Raw genomic sequence first — 16,302 nt, 5'->3', positions numbered from 1 at the left:
TGCGATGTCGCCCAGCTGTTCGATGGAAGGGCGGTCAGGGGATCATGATTCGCATTCTGCAGAATTTGGCGCGGCGCTGGAGCGAGCTTTCGCTTGCCCTGCAATTCCTCGTTGCCGGCGGCTTTGGCCTGCTGGCCGTCATGCTGGTGGTGGGTGCCTGGGTGACGTCGCAGATCCGGGACGGCGTCACCCGCAATTCGGCAGCCACGACGGCGCTCTATGTCGACAGCGTGATCGCGCCGCTGCTGCCGGACCTGCGCAAGAGCGAGGAGCTCAGCGAGTCCGTCAAGCAGGCGCTCGACGAGACGCTCGGCCAGGGCGCGCTCGGCAAGCGCCTGGTCTCGTTCAGGCTCTGGCGCCGGGACGGCACCGTGCTCTACGCGAAAGATGCAACTTTGATCGGCCGCCGCTTTGATCTGACCGACGATCTGCGGTCCGCCTTTCAGGGCAACGTCACCGCCCAATTCGATACGTTCGACGAAACCGAAAGCAAGGAGCAGGCCGCGGGCGTGCCATTGCTGGAGATCTACAATCCCGTGCGCGAACCCTGGTCGGGCGAGGTGGTGGCCGTCACCGAATTCTTCGAGGTCGCCACTGATTTCAAGGCCACGCTGGCCTCTGCCCTGCTGTCGAGCTGGCTGATCGTGGCCGGCACCACCCTGACGGCTTTTCTGCTCCTGTCGAGCATCGTGCTGCGCGCCAGCCGCACCATCGATGATCAGCGCGGGGCGCTGCGCCGCCAGGTGTCGGAGTTGCAAGGCCTGGTGACGCAAAACAGCGCCTTGCGGCAGCGTGTGCAGAGGGCGTCCCGCCGCGCCACCGCGCTCAACGAACGATATTTGCGCCGGATCGGTGCCGACCTGCATGACGGACCGGCGCAACTCGTGGCCCTGGCGGCGCTGCGCATGGACAGCCCGGTATTCTCCGGCGACGGCCATTGGGGCGAAAACCGCGCGACCGAGGTCGCGATGATCCGCAAGACGCTGGAGGATGCGATGCGCGAAATTCGCGGTATCTGCACCGGTCTCGTCTTGCCGCAGATCGAAACTGCCGCGGCAACGGACATATTGCGGATGGCGGTCGACGAACATCAGCACCGGACGGGAACGTCCGTGCTGCTCACGCTACCCAGGCATTTGCCTGAGCTCGGCACTTCCGAAAAGATCAGCATCTATCGTTTCGTGCAGGAAGGGCTGAACAATGCCTATCGCCACGGGCGGGCCAAGGATCAGACGGTGCGGGCCGGGATGAAGAATGGCAGGCTTTTTGTCGAAGTGTCGGACGGCGGGCCGGGTTTTGATCCGGCGCGGGTCGACGGGTTGGGGCTCGCCGGCCTCAGGGAGCGGGTCGAAAGCATTGGCGGCCAGTTCGAGACCTTGACCGGAGCGCAAGGCACGCGATTGGTGATCAGTCTTTCGATCGAGGAGCAAGCATGATTGGCGCTATCCGCATCGCTATTGTCGACGATCATCCGCTGTTTCGCGAAGGCGTGACGCGCAGCCTGTCGGAGATCGGAGGTTTCGAGATCGTCGGCGAAGGCGCGACAGCGCAGGATGCCGAACGCATCGCCTCGACGGTGCAGCCTGACATATTGCTGCTCGACATCTCCATGCCGGGCGGCGGCCTGTCCGCGGTTGTCAGCATCCTCGCCGACCATCCTGCCCAGAAGATCGTCATGCTCACGGTTTCGGAGACCAATGCCGATGTAACCACGGCGCTGAACGCAGGCGTGCAGGGCTATATCCTCAAGGGCGTCGGATCGCGCGCGCTCGCCGACATCCTGCGCAATGTGGCTGCCGGCGAGGGCTACCTTACGCCGACGCTGTCGGCACGGCTGCTTTCTGATCTCCAGTCCCCGCAATCTGCCAACGGCGTGGCGGACCGGTTGCGGCAACTGACTGAACGGCAGACGGAAATCCTGCGGCTGGTGGCGGAGGGGCTCAGCAACAAGGAGGTTGCCTTGCGCCTGGAGCTGCAGGAAAAGACGGTCAAGCACCACATGACCGGGGTGCTGTCCAAACTCAATGTGCGAAACCGCACGGAAGCGGCTCTCATGGTGCGCGAGTTCCGCGACCGGGACAGAAACCGCTCTTAGAGCAATTCCAGGAAAAGTGTGAAACGGGTTTCCCGGGCAAAGCGCATGGCGCTTTTCCCTTGGGAATCGCGGCAAAACAAACAGTTCAGGCCATTGCGGACCCGCGCAAGGGCCGGACAAGGGAAGATCACCTCCGCCGGGGGCGGCGGAGGTGACGTGTGAAACCGGCCGTTGCCTGCTAGCCAGTTTCACAAGGCCTTTAGACGGCTGACATCGGCCGGCGTGGCCCGGCGGTCGATGATCGTGCGACCCAGCGCATCCTTCATTTTGAAACGGCCGTTTTCGATCTTTTCGGTGATGCCGTCGGGATGTGTGACCGTGATCTTGTTGCCGCTCACCGAGACCTTGTCACCGGTCGCGGCGTTGACATGGCTGACGCCTTTGTCGCTCTGTCCCTTGCCGGATGCCGAGTTGTCACCACTGCCATCCGTTCCGGAATTGCCGCCGTTTCCATTTCCGTTGCCGCTGTTACCGCCGCTGCTGTTACCGCCGTTACCGCCGCCGCTGTTGCCACCGTTACCGCCGCCGCTGTTACCGCCGTTACCGCCGCCGCTGTTGCCGCCATTACCGCCGTTGCCACCGCTGCCGCCACCGCCGTTGCCGCCATTGCCACCGCCACCGCTGCCGCCGCCATTGCCGCCATTGGCGGCCTGTGCTGATGCGGCGTCGATTCCGGGGGCGGAGCCGTGCAGGGCAATTCGATAGGGAATGATGGTCAGCGCCAGAGCAGCCGCCGAAACGAGCGTCAGCCGGCGGCACCGGGCCGTGATCGATCCGTGCATCCTGATCTCCGTCGATTGAGCCGGCGCGCCCACCCCAACGTTGCAACCAGCAACATCGCCGAAAGATGTATTGGCCGGAAGCGACCTCCGACCGTTGCGTTTGTCCTCCAGGACTTTTGCAAGCGCAAGGTTGGACTAAAGTCCGATGTCACGGTGACAACCACCTCGCGTGGAGCGGCGGAGCAGGTATGATGTCACGAAAATGTGATCAGTTGGCTGTAGGGGTCGAAAGGCGACAAAAAAGCTCCAGCCACTCCAAAGCCAGAGGCCCTTCGTGACCGAACATCGCTCTCCCGACGCCCGATTCCGCACCAGCCTGCTCGAGGAAAACGAAGGACCGGCCACCAACCCCACCGACAACCGCACCATGGGCGAGATAATCGCCGCGCGGTTCTCGCGCCGGGGATTCCTGAAGGGATCGCTCGCCGTCTCGGCGATCGCCGCGACCGTCGGCCCGCTGGCCATGATCGCCGCCGACGATGCCCGCGCCGCGGAAGGCTCCGCCTTCAAATTCGACGAGCTCGAGGCCGGGATAGACGACAAGCATCATGTCGCGCCGGGCTACGACGCCGACGTGCTGTTGCGCTGGGGCGATCCGCTGTTTGCCGATTCGCCGCAGTTCGACCCGACGAAACAGTCGGCCGAGGCGCAGGCCAGACAGTTTGGCTACAACAACGACTATGTCGGCTACATCGCGATCGACGGCTCGGCCGAGCACGGCCTGCTCGTCGTCAACCACGAATACACCAACCCGCATCTGATGTTTCCGGGCATCGTCTCGATCGTCGAGAAGGACGGGAAGAAGAAGGCCGAGGTCGCGCCGCTCTCGAAGGAGCAGGTCGATGTCGAGATGGCGGCGCATGGCGGCACCATCGTCGAAATCCGCAAGGTGTCAGGCAAATGGCAAGTGGTGCGGGACGGCAAGCTCAACCGCCGCATCACCGCCACCACCGAAATGGCGCTGTCGGGCCCGGTCGCCGGCCACGACCGCGTCAAGACCAATGCCGACCCGTCCGGCACGAAAGTGTTCGGCACTTTCAACAATTGCGCCGGCGGCGTCACCCCTTGGGGCACCTATGTGATGGCCGAGGAGAACATCCACGGCTATTTCTCCGGCGAATTGCCCGAGGGCCACAAGGAAGCCGCCAACTACAAGCGGCTCGGCATTCCGGAAGGTGCCTATGAATGGGGCGCGCATTACGACCGCTTCAACCTCGCCAAGGAGCCGCACGAACCCAATCGCTTCGGCTGGATCGTCGAGGTCGACGTCAACGATCCGACATCGACACCGAGGAAGCGCACCGCCATGGGCCGCTTCAAGCATGAGGGCGCCGAATCCATCATCGCCAAGGATGGCCGCGTCGTCTTCTATCTCGGCGACGACGAGCGCTTCGACTATGTCTACAAATTCGTCACCAAGGGCACGTTCAACGCCAACGACCATGCCGCCAACAAGGACCTGCTCGACGAGGGCACGCTGCATGTCGCCAAATTCGCCGAGGACGGCACGGTCGACTGGCTGCCGATCGTCTTCGGCCAGGGGCCGCTGACGGCGGAAAACGGCTTTGGCAGCCAGGCCGACGTGCTGATCGAGACGCGGCGCGCCGCCGATCTGCTTGGTGCCACCAAGATGGACCGGCCCGAGGACATCCAGCCCAATGGTGTCAACGGCAAGGTCTATGTCATGCTGACCAACAATTCGAAGCGCAAGGCAGACCAGGTCGACGCCGCCAATCCGCGCGCCGAGAATGCCTTCGGCCACATTATCGAGATCACCGAGACCGACGGTGATTTCACCGCCGCCAAGGGCAAATGGGAAGTGCTTTTGAAATGCGGCGATCCGTCGGTTGCCGATGTCGGCGCCACCTTCTCGACGGCGACGACGGCCCATGGCTGGTTCGGCATGCCCGACAATTGCGCGGTCGATTCGGCCGGGCGCCTGTGGGTCGCTACCGACGGCCAAGGCCCGAAGGCCACCGGCCGCACCGATGGCTTGTGGGCGGTCGACACCGAGGGGGCTGCGCGGTCAACTTCGAAACTGTTCTTCCGCGTGCCGATCGGCGCGGAAATGTGCGGCCCGCTGTTTGCGCCCGACGACCGGACCGCCTTCGTTGCCGTCCAGCATCCGGGCGATGGCGGCGAGGATTGGGAAGGCTTCGGCCGGCCGTCCTACTATGAGGATCCGTCGACGCGCTGGCCGGACTTCAAGTCCGAAATGCCGGTGCGGCCGTCGGTCGTCGCCATCACCAGGCAAGGCGGCGGCAAGATCGCGGTGTGATATCAGGCGGCTGGAGCACGCAGCGGATTTGACCGAGCCCTGCGTGCCGGACCGCCTCCCCAACGTCGATGGATGTTTCCGCCAATCGCCAAGGTTCAAGCCCCGGGAAAGATCGGCAATTTACTGGTGGCGCCCTAACGCGCGTCGAAACGGATTCGTGCGACGCGCGTTAGGTCTTTGTCTTGTGCATGTCGTACTCCCAAAACCGGAGCCGCTTTTGGGCGAGATGCATTGGGTCGTTTCCTGGAGCCCGCCACCATGTCGAAGTCAGTCTATGACCGGGGCCTGCTCAAGCCCGGCGACATCGCCAGGCTGCAGCGCGTCTTTGACGAAGTCTGCCTGCGGCGCACAGCTCAGCCCGATTCGCCGGAAGCACGCGAGATCGCGCTCACCCTGCTCGCGCTGCACAATGCCGGCATGGTCGACGAGGAGATGCTGATGCAAGCCGTCGGCTTCCGCCGGCTCGAGCCGAAATCGGCGTGAGGCGTCAGGTCGCTAGAGCTCTTTGTTTCGACGCAATTCCCAAGGGAAAGCGCTCACACTTCCCGGAATTGCGCTAGCGGCCCGCGCCGGCGATCCGCCTGGCGATCGCCTTGCCCAAAATGGCGGCATTGGCGAAGCAGCCACGAATGCTCGGCCGCATACCGGTGAACCACAGGCCGGGCAGTTTCGGGTCGGCTTCACCGCCGTTGAAGAGCGGGACACCGTTGCCGTCGAGCACGCCGAGATCGCCGACCATGCGCTCCAGCCCGGTGCGGTAGCCCGTGGCGGCAATGACGATATCGGGATCGATCAGGCGACCATTGGCCAGGATCACGCCATCGCGGGTGAATTCCCGTATCGCCGGCACCACGGTAATCTTGCCAGACTTTATGGCGTCGACGGCACCGTCATCCGCGGCAATCGCGGTGTAGTCCGAGGCCAGGCGGCTGGCGCCGCCCGACGGCGCGGGCGGCATGCCGAATTTGGTGAGATCGCCGAAAACCAGCCGCTGCGTCGCGGCCATCACCGCATCGGCAACGCGCAGCGGCAAGCGCGCCATGAGCGGCGAAAGCCGGTGCACGGCGATCTTGCCGATCCGCTTGGGCAGAAGCGCGGGGCCATTGCGGGCCGACAGCCAGAGAGAAGCCGTATCCACGCAGGCCAGATGATTGAGGGCATCGAAGCCCGAATTGCCGGCGCCGACGACCAGCACCTTCTTGCCGGCATAGGACTTAGCGTCGCCAAAATCCGCCGAATGGATGATCCGGCCCGCGAAGGCCTGCATGCCCACCCACTGCGGCGTGAAGGGCTCCTTGTCACGACCGGTGGCGACGATGACATGACGCGCCAGACGCGAGCCGGCGCTGGTGCGCACCAGCCAATGGTCGCCCTTGAACACGAGGGTCTCGACGGCAACGCCGAACTCCACAGGCAACTGGTTCGCCTCGCGGAAATCGTTCATATGGCGGATGACGACGCTCTTGGGTGGAAAGGCTGGCGTACCCCCGGGAAAGGAAAGGCCGGGCAGCGCCGAGAGATCGCGATGGGTGTTGAGATGCAGCTGCTGGTGCCGCCGATGCCAGGGTTCGGCCAGCCGGCTCTCCTGTTCCAGGATCGCCACCGGCACGTCGGCCTTGATCAGGGCCTGCGCGACAGCCAGTCCGGCGGCGCCGGCGCCAATGACAATCGCCGGCTCGATCGCCGCCACCTGCTCCACCTTCGATCTGGTTGTCGTATCTGCCATTCGCTCTCAAAATCCATTCAACCGCCCGCCCTACAAGCTCGCAGGACGCTGTAACCGTTTGATCGCGCGCAAACCCAACAGCGGATCGGTGCGCTTAAGTGCCTTGCGCCGCCAGGGCGCAAACAACTCCCGTCGCGCAAATGCGGCTAAACCAACGACATGGAACGGAATGCCCCGCTTCCGTCCGAAACCATGCAGCCCTATATGGCATATCAGCGGCATCGGCGATAATCAGGTCGCGGCAATGTGATTGATTCGAGTTCCGAGGGGCTGGCGGATCTCGTTACCGACGCAGGAATTCGAAACCGAGGCGATTTCGGCTTCCCGTGAAAAATCAAGGCGCCGTGGTGCGTCTGGCGTGCCGAACGGCACGTCGCGCCACAGACGGCACGCGGAATCCGGACCATGCCCTCCTTGCGGATCTATTTCGACAAAATCCTCGAGGGTGCCTCGCCCAGGGTCGAGCGCCAGGCATTGACGCATGTCGAACGCCTGGCGATGGTCCGTCGCCATGGCGACTTCTCGCTCGCCTATTCGACTGCCGTACAGCGCAAGCTTTCCTATTTTGGCGACGCCGACGGTTACATCGCCTTCGGCACCAAGATGAAGCATCATTTCGCGCTTGGCGACCCGGTGGCGGCGCCGGCCCGGCGGCCCGACTATATCAGGCGCTTCGTCGAGATCGCCGGCGACCCGTGGTTCGTGCAGGTTGGCGAGGAGACCGCGCGCGTGCTGGCCGGGCTCGGCTACAAGGTCAACCGGCTGGGCATCGACACCCGCCTCGCCCTGCCCGAGCATGATTTTTCCGGCAAGCGCAACGAGACCGTGCGCTATTCCGAGCGCTGGCTCTTGAAGAAGGGCTTTTCGTTCGAGGAAGACAAGCGGACCGTATTCCTCGACGAAATCGCCCGGCTGTCCGAGAACTGGCGCGGCGACCGCATCGTCAAGCGCTGGGAGATGGGTTTTCTCAACCGCCCATTCTACGATCAGCTTGGCACCGACATGCGCCGCTTCGTCCTGCATGGCCCCGATGGCGAACTCATCGCGCTGCTCGATTTCGATCCGTTGTTTCGCGACGGCAAGGTCATCGGCTACACCACCGCCTTCAAGCGCAAGCACATCGATGCCTCGCCGCACGCCGAGATCGGCCTGACCAAATTCGCTGTCGACCGGTTTCGCGAAGAGGGCATTTCGGCGGTCACGCTCGGCCTGTCGCCGCTTCTCGACGTCACCCCCAGCGGATTTGCCGAAAGCGATTTCTGGCGCAACACTTTTCAGCGCGCCTACTCTTCGCCATGGGTCAACCGCCGCAGGTTCAACCTGCAGGGCCAGGCGGCATTCAAGCGCCGCTTCCATGGCATGGAAGAGCCGGTCTACATCGCTTTCCGCAAGGGGACCTATATCGAGATGCTGGGCCTGCTGCGGCTGGTGAAAGCAATCTAGAGCGTTTGACGCAATTCCGGACGGAAAACCGGTCACACTTTTCCTGGAATTGCTCTAGGGGCCCGGCGCGGTCCTGGCCAAAGCCTTTTCATTCGTCATCCCTGCGCCGTCGCTCCGCCCCTTGCCTTGCCCTCGAATGACGAATGCCGGGTTGTCGTGGAAGATACTTCCGCACCTTTGCGCCAATTCGCAAAATCATTCCTCTACTAGGAACGCATCTGGCTCGCCCAGAAATTCACCGCCGTTCTGGTCACGCACGATGTCGCCGAGGCGGTCGCCCTCGCCGACCGGGTGGTGGTGATCAGGGCCGGCAGGATCGCGCTCGACCTGGAGGTGCCGGTGGCCCGGTCGCGCCGGCGCGGCTCCGCCGAGCTCGCCCGCCTCGAAGGCACGATCCTGGACCGGCTGTTCGGTTAGGGGTGTCGGGGGCGGTGCGAACCACGAGACGGCGGCACGACAGCGCCCACGCTCGTTCTGCAACGCAGTCTAGCGCCACTCATCACCCCTACCGGTTCGCCCACACCAGCCCGGCCAGGCCGAGCAGCATGGCGACGAGACCGATATAAAGCCATTGCGACTGGCCGGTCATGAAGCTGCCGCCGATCACGCCGATGCCTTGCAGCGCCCACACCGCGCCGACAGCCAGCACAATCAAGGCCAGCAGATTTTTGGTCAGTCTCATTGACGGATCTCGCTTTTCAAGTCGATCGTTTGCCGCGCAGTGAGCGTGATGAAAGAGCCAAAGGAAGGCACCCAATCACGTCGGATTCTACTTGGATATTTATCCGATATCTTGTCAAAGACATCTCGCATATCGGCCCGAAGATCATCGGAAATGAATCAAATCGCGCCGGAAAATCCCTGACAGACTGTTACCTTCTGACTCCAAACGTGTGATCTCGCCACGGAACGGACAGATGCTTGCCGCATTTCCTGCCTTATTCGGCACCTAACGGCTGGGGTCTGTCAAAAACGGAGCCACCCCTCAAATATGAAGACCCTAAACCAGACCGCGCTTGTCGCGGTAACGATCGCTGCTGGCCTGATGGTCGGCGCTTCGGCCACTTCGGCAACCGCCGCCGGCCAGTGTGGCCGTGCTTCCTGGTACGCGCTGCACTCGCGCACCGCATCGGGCGAGCGAATGAACCCGTCGGCGTTGACCGCCGCCCACCGCACGCTGCCGTTCGGCACCAAATTGCGGGTCACCAACCAGAACAATGGCCGCAGCGTCGTCGTGCGCATCAACGATCGCGGCCCGTTCATCCGGGGTCGCGTGCTCGACCTGTCGAAGGGCGCCGCCGGCCAGCTCGGCTTCATCGGTTCCGGCCATACCTCGGTCTGCATGGCGCGCGTTTGATATGATTTTCCCTGGACCATGATCTTCTTCCGAAAACCGGAACCACTTTTCGGGATCATGGTCTGGTGTCCGGCAGCAGGGCCGGACACATTTCCTGCACATTTCGGCACTGCACATTGAGCCGGCTCGGCCATTCCAGGCGGATTTGCAACGCTTTGGACGAAAGAACCATTGGTCACGCCACGTGACGTATTGCATCGCAGCAATTAGTTGTTAACTTCGCCACGAGACATTTGAGGCTCGGCGCTGCTCGTCGTCCCTTCGGTCGCAGCAGCAGCGGGGTTGTCGATGTTCTACCAGCTCTACGAATTGAACCATGCGGCACTGCAGCCGGCCCGGCTCTATGCCGATGCGGTGCGGATGTTCTATTCCAACCCGCTGAACCCGGTCTCGCACACGCCCTGGGGCCGTTCGATCGCGGCGGGCGCCGAACTGTTCGAGCGCACCACGCGCCGCTACGGCAAGCCCACCTTCGGCCTCGACAAGACCGTCGTCGACTGGAAGAGCGTCGAGGTCACCGAAAAGACCGTCTGGTCGAAGCCCTTCTGCAATCTCGTCCGCTTCGAACGCGCCGTGCCGGCCGGCCGCAAGCCGGATCCGAAGCTGCTGATCGTGGCTCCGATGTCGGGCCACTATGCGACGCTGCTGCGCGGCACGGTGGAATCCATGCTGCCCCATGCCGATGTCCACATCACCGACTGGGTCGACGCCCGCATGGTGCCGCTGGCCGACGGCAGCTTCGATCTCGACGACTATATCGACTATATCGTCGACATGTTTCACACGCTGGGTCCCGACACCCATGTGATGGCGGTGTGCCAGCCTTCCGTGCCGGTCCTGGCGGCGGTGGCGCTGATGGAGGCGAAGGGCGATCCCTTCGTGCCCTCGACCATGACCCTGATGGGCGGCCCGATCGACACGCGCCGCAACCCGACCGCGGTCAATCTCCTGGCCGGGGAAAAGGGCATCGACTGGTTCCGCGACAATGTCATCATGCGCGCGCCCTGGCCGGTACCGGGCTTCGGCCGCGAGGTCTATCCAGGCTTCCTGCAGCTGTCGGGCTTCATGAGCATGAATCTCGACCGACACATCATCGCCCACAAGGACTTCTTCATGCACCTTGTGAAGCATGACGGCGACAATGCCGAGAAGCACCGCGACTTCTATGACGAGTACCTGGCCGTCATGGACCTGACGGCGGAATTCTACCTGCAGACCGTCGACACCGTGTTCGTGCGCCATGCCCTGCCGAAGGGCGAGATGATGCATCGCGGCACCAGGATCGATCCGTCTGATATCCGCAACGTCGCCTTGTTCACGGTCGAGGGCGAGAACGACGACATATCGGGCCTCGGCCAGACCAAGGCGGCGCAGGATCTGTGCGTCAACATTCCGGCCGACAAGAAGGCGCATTACATGCAGCCGGCGGTCGGCCATTACGGCGTCTTCAACGGCTCGCGCTTCCGCTCCGAAATCGTGCCGCGCATCGTCGACTTCATCACCAGCTATGGCCGCCAGAACCGCGTCGCGGTGAAGCCGAAACTGGTCCGCACCGCCAAGCGGTAGGCCATTCCGGGACAGATCGGCTGCAGGGCCGATTCTGTTGCACAATAGACGCTGTCCCTGCCCGCGGGTAACCATGCCGCAAATCAGTCCGTCGTCGTAATTGACACGGACTGTCAATCGCCCTTAACGTTTCGTTAATAACAGGGTGAGCGGGGACAATGAATTCCTCAACAATGGTGAGAAGGCTGCGTTTGTGCGTGGCTGCGGCCGGTCTGGCAGCCACGGGAAGCTGGCCGGCAATGGCTGCCGGAGCGATGGCGACCGGGGGCATCACCTCGCAGCCGATCGGCCACTATGATTTCTGCAAGCAGCACCCGGGCGAATGCTCGATCCGTCCGAGCAACCTGGCGCCGGCCAGGATGACCAATGGGCTGATGAGCAAGCTCGCTAGCGTCACCGCCAGGGTCAATGCCGCCGTCAAGCCGATGAGCGACATGGACATTTACGGCAAGGACGAGGTCTGGGCCTATCCCGACAAGGGCGTCGGCGACTGCGAGGACTATGTTCTGGAAAAGCGCCGCCGGCTGTCCCACATGGGCATCTCGCTGGCCGACCTGCTCATCACCGTGGTGCGCAAGCCCGATGGCGAAGGCCATTCCGTGCTGACGGTGCGCACCGACAAGGGCGACTACGTGCTCGACAATCTGACCGACAAGGTCAAGGCCTGGGACCAGACCGGCTACCGCTTCCTCAAGCGCCAGGCGATCGACAACACCGGCCGCTGGGTCTCCATCCGCGGCGGCCAGCAGGTGCTGGTCGGGTCGGTGGAGTAGGGGCTGCGGCTGCGGTTTTGAGGCGCGGCCGTTCTTGCGAGTCCCATGGGCGCTGTCGGCCATTGTAGTCAATTAGCAGAGGTCGGCGCCGCCCCTCATTGCCCTGCCGGGCATTTCTCTCCGTATAGTGACGGGGAGAAGATGCTGTCATCGCCGCTTTCGCCAATCACCAACGCCGCAAGACAAGCGCCAACCGCGCGGCTGTTCCCTTCTCCCCATCACTATACGGGGAGAAGGTGCCGGCAGGCGGATGAGGGGCGGCGCCAACATAGACAGCCACCCACCTCACGCATCCCTCCCGAAAAATTTCCACACCTCTCCATGAACCATTTCCGTCCGCCCGGCGACACACAGCCGTGAACGACGAAAACCCAACAATGGAGACTTCAAATGACTGCTTTCCTGCGCAACACCCTTCTCGCCTTCGCTGCCGTGTCGGCCCTGGGCGGATCCGCAATGGCCGACCAGACGGTCAGCTGCGTCCACACCAACCTCAATGATCTCTGGGCCGGCCGTTGTTGCGGCACTGCAGGCGCGTCGGACTGCCTGGGCGGCGGCAACAATGGCCACGGCCATGGCGACCCCGGCACAAAGGGCGGCAACCCCAATGGCAGCACGGCCGGCAAGCCCTGATCCCGCCACAGTGGCCCGCCGGCTGCCGCCGGCGGGCCCTGTTTTTGCGCTCCGGCAGGCCGTCGCGAAATCCGTGTAAAACCTGCTACTTCAGCCGGCCAAGCGCGGCGCGGATCGAGGCGGTGATGCGGCGCAGCTCCGCTTCGTCGAGCTTCTCGATGTTCTCGGCCAGGAGATTGGCGAGCTCGGTGGCGGCGGGATTGAGACCCGACGTGTCTAGCCGAACACGCGGGTGCGAGGCTTCGGCCAGCCGCGCCAGCTCCTCGGCATCGTCCCAGATGATGTTGAAATAGCCGATGATCTTCTGGATCAGCGTCCAGGTCGGCGCGCCGCGCCTGCCATGCTCGAGCGCCGAGAGGTAGGCGGCGCTGACGCCGATTGCCGCGGCCATGTCCTTCTGGCTGACGCCGCGCTCGCGCCGCAGCGCCCGCAGCCTCTCGCCGAACGGCGTCATGCGGCCTGCCCTCCAGCCCTCATGAGCGTGCCCGCCGCAGCCTGATATAGAGCGCGCCCGCGCCGCCATGGTTGCGTGCGGCATGGTCGTGGCTGGAGACCAGCGGCCGGAAGGCCGGCGTCGACAGCCAGGCGGGCACCGCGCGCCGCAGCACGCCGTCGCCGCCGGAGGACGACCCCTTGCCGGTAATGACCAGGACATAGCGGATGCCGCCGGCATGCGCCCGGTGCAGGAACGAGAACAGCAGCGAATAGGCCTCGTCCTGTGTCATGCCATGCAGGTCGACGCGGCCCTCGATCGGCAGCCGGCCTTTCGACAATTTGTCCAGCGTCGGCTCGTCGAGGCGATGGGTGACATGCTGCACCTTCGGCTTTGCCGCGCCCGCCGCATTGGCGGCGGGCTGGGCCGCCTGCGGCGCCGCCGGCTTGGCCTCGATGGCCATGTCGGGAATGTCGACCGAGGCCCTGCCCTTGAGCGGCTTGGCCGTGCGCGCCACCAGGTTCCACAGCACCCGGTCGTCTTCGCTCAGCCTGTCCGGGCGCTTGCTCATTTGGCGCCCCCGGCCAGCGCGCGGGGCACCAGCGCATAGAAATCGGCGGCGTTGCGCACCACGCCGGCGATCTCGCCGGCGGCATCGCCCGAGCCGGCGAAGAGGTCGCCGCGCGCCGGGCCGATGATGGCCGAGCCGGTGTCCTGCGCGATCATCAGGCGGCGGAACGGTTTTGCGTCGAAGGCGGTCAGCGTCGGCGCGTCGATGTAGAAGGGCGTGCCGAATGTGTGCAGCAGCCGGTCGACCGCGACCGAGCGGCCCGGCGTCAGCGGCACCTTGGCGGCGGCGATCGGGCCGAGCGCGGCGTCTTCGACATCGGCCTCGCGGAAGAAGATGTAGGAGCGGTTCTGCCACAGGATCTCGTCGATGCGCTGCGGATGTGCCTTGAACCAGGCGCGGATCGACTGCATCGTCACCTGCGCCAGCGGGATTTCGCCGAGCTCGCTCAGTACCTTGCCGGGTCCTGTAAAACGCTGGCCCGACTTGGCAGCGTAGGTGACGCGGCGCAGCCGGCCGTCGGTCATGGCGAGCCGTGCCGCACCCTGCACATGGATGAAGAAGGCGTCGACCTTGTCGGCCAGCCAGGCGATCTCCAGCCCTTGGCCGGCAAGCGCCCCGCGCTCGATAGCGCCACGGTGGAAATACTCGGCCAGTCCGTCCGCCGTCCGGCGCGCGAAGGCGAGGTAGGGATCCATCCCGGCGGGCCGGTTGGCGTCGTCGACATCGACGAGATCGGCCGGCCGCGACAGCAGCGGCACGACGAAGCGCTCCGTGCGCACCGGCGAGGCCTCGACCTGCGGCTCGTAGAAGCCGGTGACGAGGCCGGCGCCGCTCTCGGGGCGGACCAGCATGGGGACAAAATGGCGCTCGAAGAAGGCGCGGGCTTCCGCTCGGGTCGCAGGCGAAGCGCCGCGCGCCTCCGCATAAGCCGCCGTGAAGGCGCCAAAATCGACGCCGAGCGCGCCGCTGCGATAGGGCTTTACCGGCGCATGGAAGGCGGAACGGCGAAACGCGGCGAAGGCCGGCACAGCGTCGTCATCGCCCCAGCCAGGCAGATCGTCGAAGGATTTTTCGATGAAGAGAGGCGATAGCGACACCGGAGCCCCGTCGCTTTAAAGCGCGTCGTGTTTGAAGAGGGTCATGCAACGCGCTTGGAGTCTTGATTTTGCTGCAAGTCGTTGTCCCAAAACCGCTTCGCACCTTTGGGCGACATGCATCGGGGCTCAGTCTTCTTCTTCGGTGGCGACGAGCTTCCAGTTCGGATCGCGCGAGCGCGTGTCGCGGGCGAAGGTCCAGACATCCTTGACCTCGGCCACGGTTTCCGGATCGCCGTCGATCACCGTGCCGGCCTTGTCGCGCGTCGCCGAAATCAGCTCGCTGATGATGCGCAGCGTCACATGCGCCTCGCCGCCCTTCATCTCGGCCGAGACGATATCGGCCTTGTCGATGCCGACGAAGGAGGACTGGATCTTTTCCGACTTGGCCTCGCGCTCGCCGATTGCGGCGACGAAACCGTCGAACACCTCGCGCGACAACAGGTTCTTCAGCGTTTTGCGGTCGCCATCGGCATAGGCCATGACGATCATCTCATAGGCCATCTTGGCGCCGTCGATGAAACCCTTCGGGTCGAAGGACGGGTCATTGTCCTTGATCGCGCGCAGGCCCTTGTTGAGGTCGGTGTCGGGCTTGGCGAAGGCGTCGATCGCCGTATAGGCGTCGGCCGGCGCCGGCTCGCCGGGCAGGCGCTTGCGCGGCAGCGAAACGACATTTTCGGGCTTCTGCGTGGCGTCCTTGTCGGTGCGCGCCGCCGAGTAGGGGTCGAAGGGCGGCCGCTCGCTACCGGTCCGACGGCCCAGCACGTTGCGCAGCTGGAAGAAGATCACCACCGCCGCGATCAGGAAGAAAATCGTGCCGAAGTCGAAGAAGCCCATATCTTCCGCCAATCAATCCCTGCCTCTAGGCCGGACCATCCGGCCAACAGGCCGCGGTCGCATAGCGTTCAACATTCAAAGCATATAGAACGCAAGGTGCAATCATTCAAATTAAAGGCAGGCATACCTATCTAACAGCCTCAGTGCCAGCGGCGATTGGCCGCCAGGGGCCAAAACAATCGAAACGACCAACAAGGTTGGCAAGACTTGCGCATTTCGCTGCTTCCCCTTTTTCTTCTCGCCCTTCCGCTCATGGAAATCGCCGGTTTCGTCATCGTCGGCCGTGAGATCGGCGCGCTGGCGACGGTCGGCCTGGTGCTGGCCTCCAGCATCGCCGGCGTGCTTCTGCTCCGCCACCAGGGTTTCGGCGTCATGGCGCGGGTACGCGCCGAGATGGACGCCGGCCATGATCCCAGCCGCCATCTCGCCCACGGCGCCATGATCGTGGTCGCCGCGATCCTGCTGATCATCCCCGGTTTCATCACCGACATCATCGGCCTGCTCCTGTTCCTGCCGCCGGTGCGCGACCTTGCCTGGCGCCGGTTCAAGGGCCGCATCGTCGTCGCCACCGATTTCTCGGCCGGCGGTTTTCGCCGGTCGCGCGACAGGGTCATCGACCTCGACGACGGCGACTATTCGCGCGAGGACGATTTCAAGCGCGGCCCGGATCACAATTCGCCGTGGCGGCGGCTGAAGGACGATTAGGTTACCGCC

General features: G+C 64.1%; 17 protein-coding genes and 1 pseudogene. 11 read left to right on the top strand and 7 right to left on the bottom strand.

Annotated elements, in window-relative coordinates:
- Window positions 1-44 precede the first annotated feature (44 nt).
- A complete protein-coding gene (locus D3242_RS31930; protein ID WP_027047576.1) occupies window positions 45-1,436 on the top strand; it encodes a sensor histidine kinase in 1,392 nt (463 codons plus the stop codon).
- The gene (locus D3242_RS31925; RefSeq protein ID WP_019862240.1) at window positions 1,433-2,095 is read left to right on the top strand and encodes a response regulator; all 663 of its coding nucleotides are present in this window, start codon (window positions 1,433-1,435) and stop codon (window positions 2,093-2,095) included. Before D3242_RS31930 ends, D3242_RS31925 begins: the two co-directional genes overlap by 4 nt.
- A 188-nt stretch (window positions 2,096-2,283) precedes the next feature.
- On the opposite strand, the gene D3242_RS31920 is transcribed toward D3242_RS31925, so the two are convergent.
- Window positions 2,284-2,877 carry a hypothetical protein gene (locus D3242_RS31920; RefSeq protein WP_064982291.1) on the bottom strand — a complete coding sequence of 198 codons (594 nt, stop codon included), beginning with the start codon at window positions 2,875-2,877 and terminating at the stop codon, window positions 2,284-2,286.
- A gap of 274 nt (window positions 2,878-3,151) precedes the next feature.
- On the opposite strand from D3242_RS31920, the gene D3242_RS31915 reads away from it, so the two are divergent.
- Both D3242_RS31915 and D3242_RS31910 read left to right on the top strand, forming a co-directional pair.
- Window positions 3,152-5,155 (top strand): PhoX family protein, encoded by a 2,004-nt coding sequence (locus tag D3242_RS31915; protein ID WP_064982289.1) that lies wholly within the window; start codon window positions 3,152-3,154, stop codon window positions 5,153-5,155.
- Window positions 5,156-5,413: 258 nt separating this feature from the next.
- Window positions 5,414-5,638, top strand: a complete 225-nt coding sequence (locus D3242_RS31910; RefSeq protein ID WP_019862237.1) for a hypothetical protein — start codon at window positions 5,414-5,416, stop codon at window positions 5,636-5,638.
- A 73-nt stretch (window positions 5,639-5,711) separates the two neighbouring features.
- Here D3242_RS31910 and D3242_RS31905 read toward each other — a convergent pair whose 3' ends face one another.
- Window positions 5,712-6,881: a flavin-containing monooxygenase gene (locus tag D3242_RS31905; protein WP_064982287.1), complete on the bottom strand. Its 1,170-nt coding sequence runs from the start codon at window positions 6,879-6,881 to the stop codon at window positions 5,712-5,714.
- 405 nt (window positions 6,882-7,286) lie between these two features.
- On the opposite strand from D3242_RS31905, the gene D3242_RS31900 reads away from it, so the two are divergent.
- Together D3242_RS31900 and D3242_RS31895 are read left to right on the top strand one after the other, a co-directional pair.
- Window positions 7,287-8,324 carry a phosphatidylglycerol lysyltransferase domain-containing protein gene (locus D3242_RS31900; RefSeq protein WP_064982286.1) on the top strand — a complete coding sequence of 346 codons (1,038 nt, stop codon included), beginning with the start codon at window positions 7,287-7,289 and terminating at the stop codon, window positions 8,322-8,324.
- Between the two features lie 210 nt (window positions 8,325-8,534).
- Window positions 8,535-8,741 (top strand): annotated as a pseudogene (locus tag D3242_RS31895) (ABC transporter ATP-binding protein); the annotation flags it as partial.
- An 88-nt stretch (window positions 8,742-8,829) separates the two neighbouring features.
- On the opposite strand, the gene D3242_RS33770 reads toward D3242_RS31895, so the two are convergent.
- Window positions 8,830-9,006, bottom strand: coding sequence for a hypothetical protein (locus tag D3242_RS33770; RefSeq protein WP_010912525.1), 177 nt, complete (start codon window positions 9,004-9,006; stop codon window positions 8,830-8,832).
- A gap of 309 nt (window positions 9,007-9,315) precedes the next feature.
- On the opposite strand from D3242_RS33770, the gene D3242_RS31885 reads away from it, so the two are divergent.
- The 4 genes from D3242_RS31885 (at window position 9,316) to D3242_RS31865 (ending at window position 12,653) form a co-directional block, all read left to right on the top strand.
- Window positions 9,316-9,681: a septal ring lytic transglycosylase RlpA family protein gene (locus D3242_RS31885; protein WP_019862233.1), complete on the top strand. Its 366-nt coding sequence runs from the start codon at window positions 9,316-9,318 to the stop codon at window positions 9,679-9,681.
- A 288-nt stretch (window positions 9,682-9,969) separates the two neighbouring features.
- Window positions 9,970-11,247: a polyhydroxyalkanoate depolymerase gene (locus tag D3242_RS31880; RefSeq protein WP_064982283.1), complete on the top strand. Its 1,278-nt coding sequence runs from the start codon at window positions 9,970-9,972 to the stop codon at window positions 11,245-11,247.
- Between the two features lie 158 nt (window positions 11,248-11,405).
- Window positions 11,406-12,020, top strand: a complete 615-nt coding sequence (locus tag D3242_RS31875) for a transglutaminase-like cysteine peptidase (RefSeq protein ID WP_064982281.1) — start codon at window positions 11,406-11,408, stop codon at window positions 12,018-12,020.
- A 390-nt stretch (window positions 12,021-12,410) separates the two neighbouring features.
- Complete coding sequence (locus D3242_RS31865; RefSeq protein WP_064982280.1) at window positions 12,411-12,653, top strand: hypothetical protein; 243 nt, start codon at window positions 12,411-12,413, stop codon at window positions 12,651-12,653.
- A gap of 85 nt (window positions 12,654-12,738) precedes the next feature.
- Here the strand turns inward: D3242_RS31865 and D3242_RS31860 are convergent, their stop codons facing one another.
- From D3242_RS31860 to D3242_RS31845, 4 genes are all read right to left on the bottom strand, one after another.
- Window positions 12,739-13,107, bottom strand: a complete 369-nt coding sequence (locus tag D3242_RS31860) for a helix-turn-helix domain-containing protein (protein WP_019862229.1) — start codon at window positions 13,105-13,107, stop codon at window positions 12,739-12,741.
- Window positions 13,108-13,126: 19 nt separating this feature from the next.
- Window positions 13,127-13,657 (bottom strand): Smr/MutS family protein, encoded by a 531-nt coding sequence (locus D3242_RS31855; RefSeq protein WP_019862228.1) that lies wholly within the window; start codon window positions 13,655-13,657, stop codon window positions 13,127-13,129.
- Window positions 13,654-14,754 (bottom strand): murein transglycosylase A, encoded by a 1,101-nt coding sequence (gene mltA / locus D3242_RS31850; protein WP_064982279.1) that lies wholly within the window; start codon window positions 14,752-14,754, stop codon window positions 13,654-13,656. Before mltA ends, D3242_RS31855 begins: the two co-directional genes overlap by 4 nt.
- 126 nt (window positions 14,755-14,880) lie before the next feature.
- Entirely contained in the window at window positions 14,881-15,588 is a 708-nt protein-coding gene (locus D3242_RS31845) for a Tim44/TimA family putative adaptor protein (protein ID WP_019862226.1), read from the bottom strand.
- 207 nt (window positions 15,589-15,795) lie between these two features.
- Between D3242_RS31845 and D3242_RS31840 the strand changes: the two genes are divergently transcribed.
- Complete coding sequence (locus tag D3242_RS31840) at window positions 15,796-16,293, top strand: FxsA family protein (RefSeq protein WP_064982278.1); 498 nt, start codon at window positions 15,796-15,798, stop codon at window positions 16,291-16,293.
- Window positions 16,294-16,302: the final 9 nt, after the last annotated feature.

The organism is Mesorhizobium jarvisii (assembly GCF_003601985.1).
GTDB classification, from domain to species: Bacteria; Pseudomonadota; Alphaproteobacteria; order Rhizobiales; family Rhizobiaceae; genus Mesorhizobium; species Mesorhizobium jarvisii.
The sequence above is the reverse complement of the archived record's forward strand: the minus strand, read 5'-3'. Positions and strand labels throughout refer to the sequence as shown.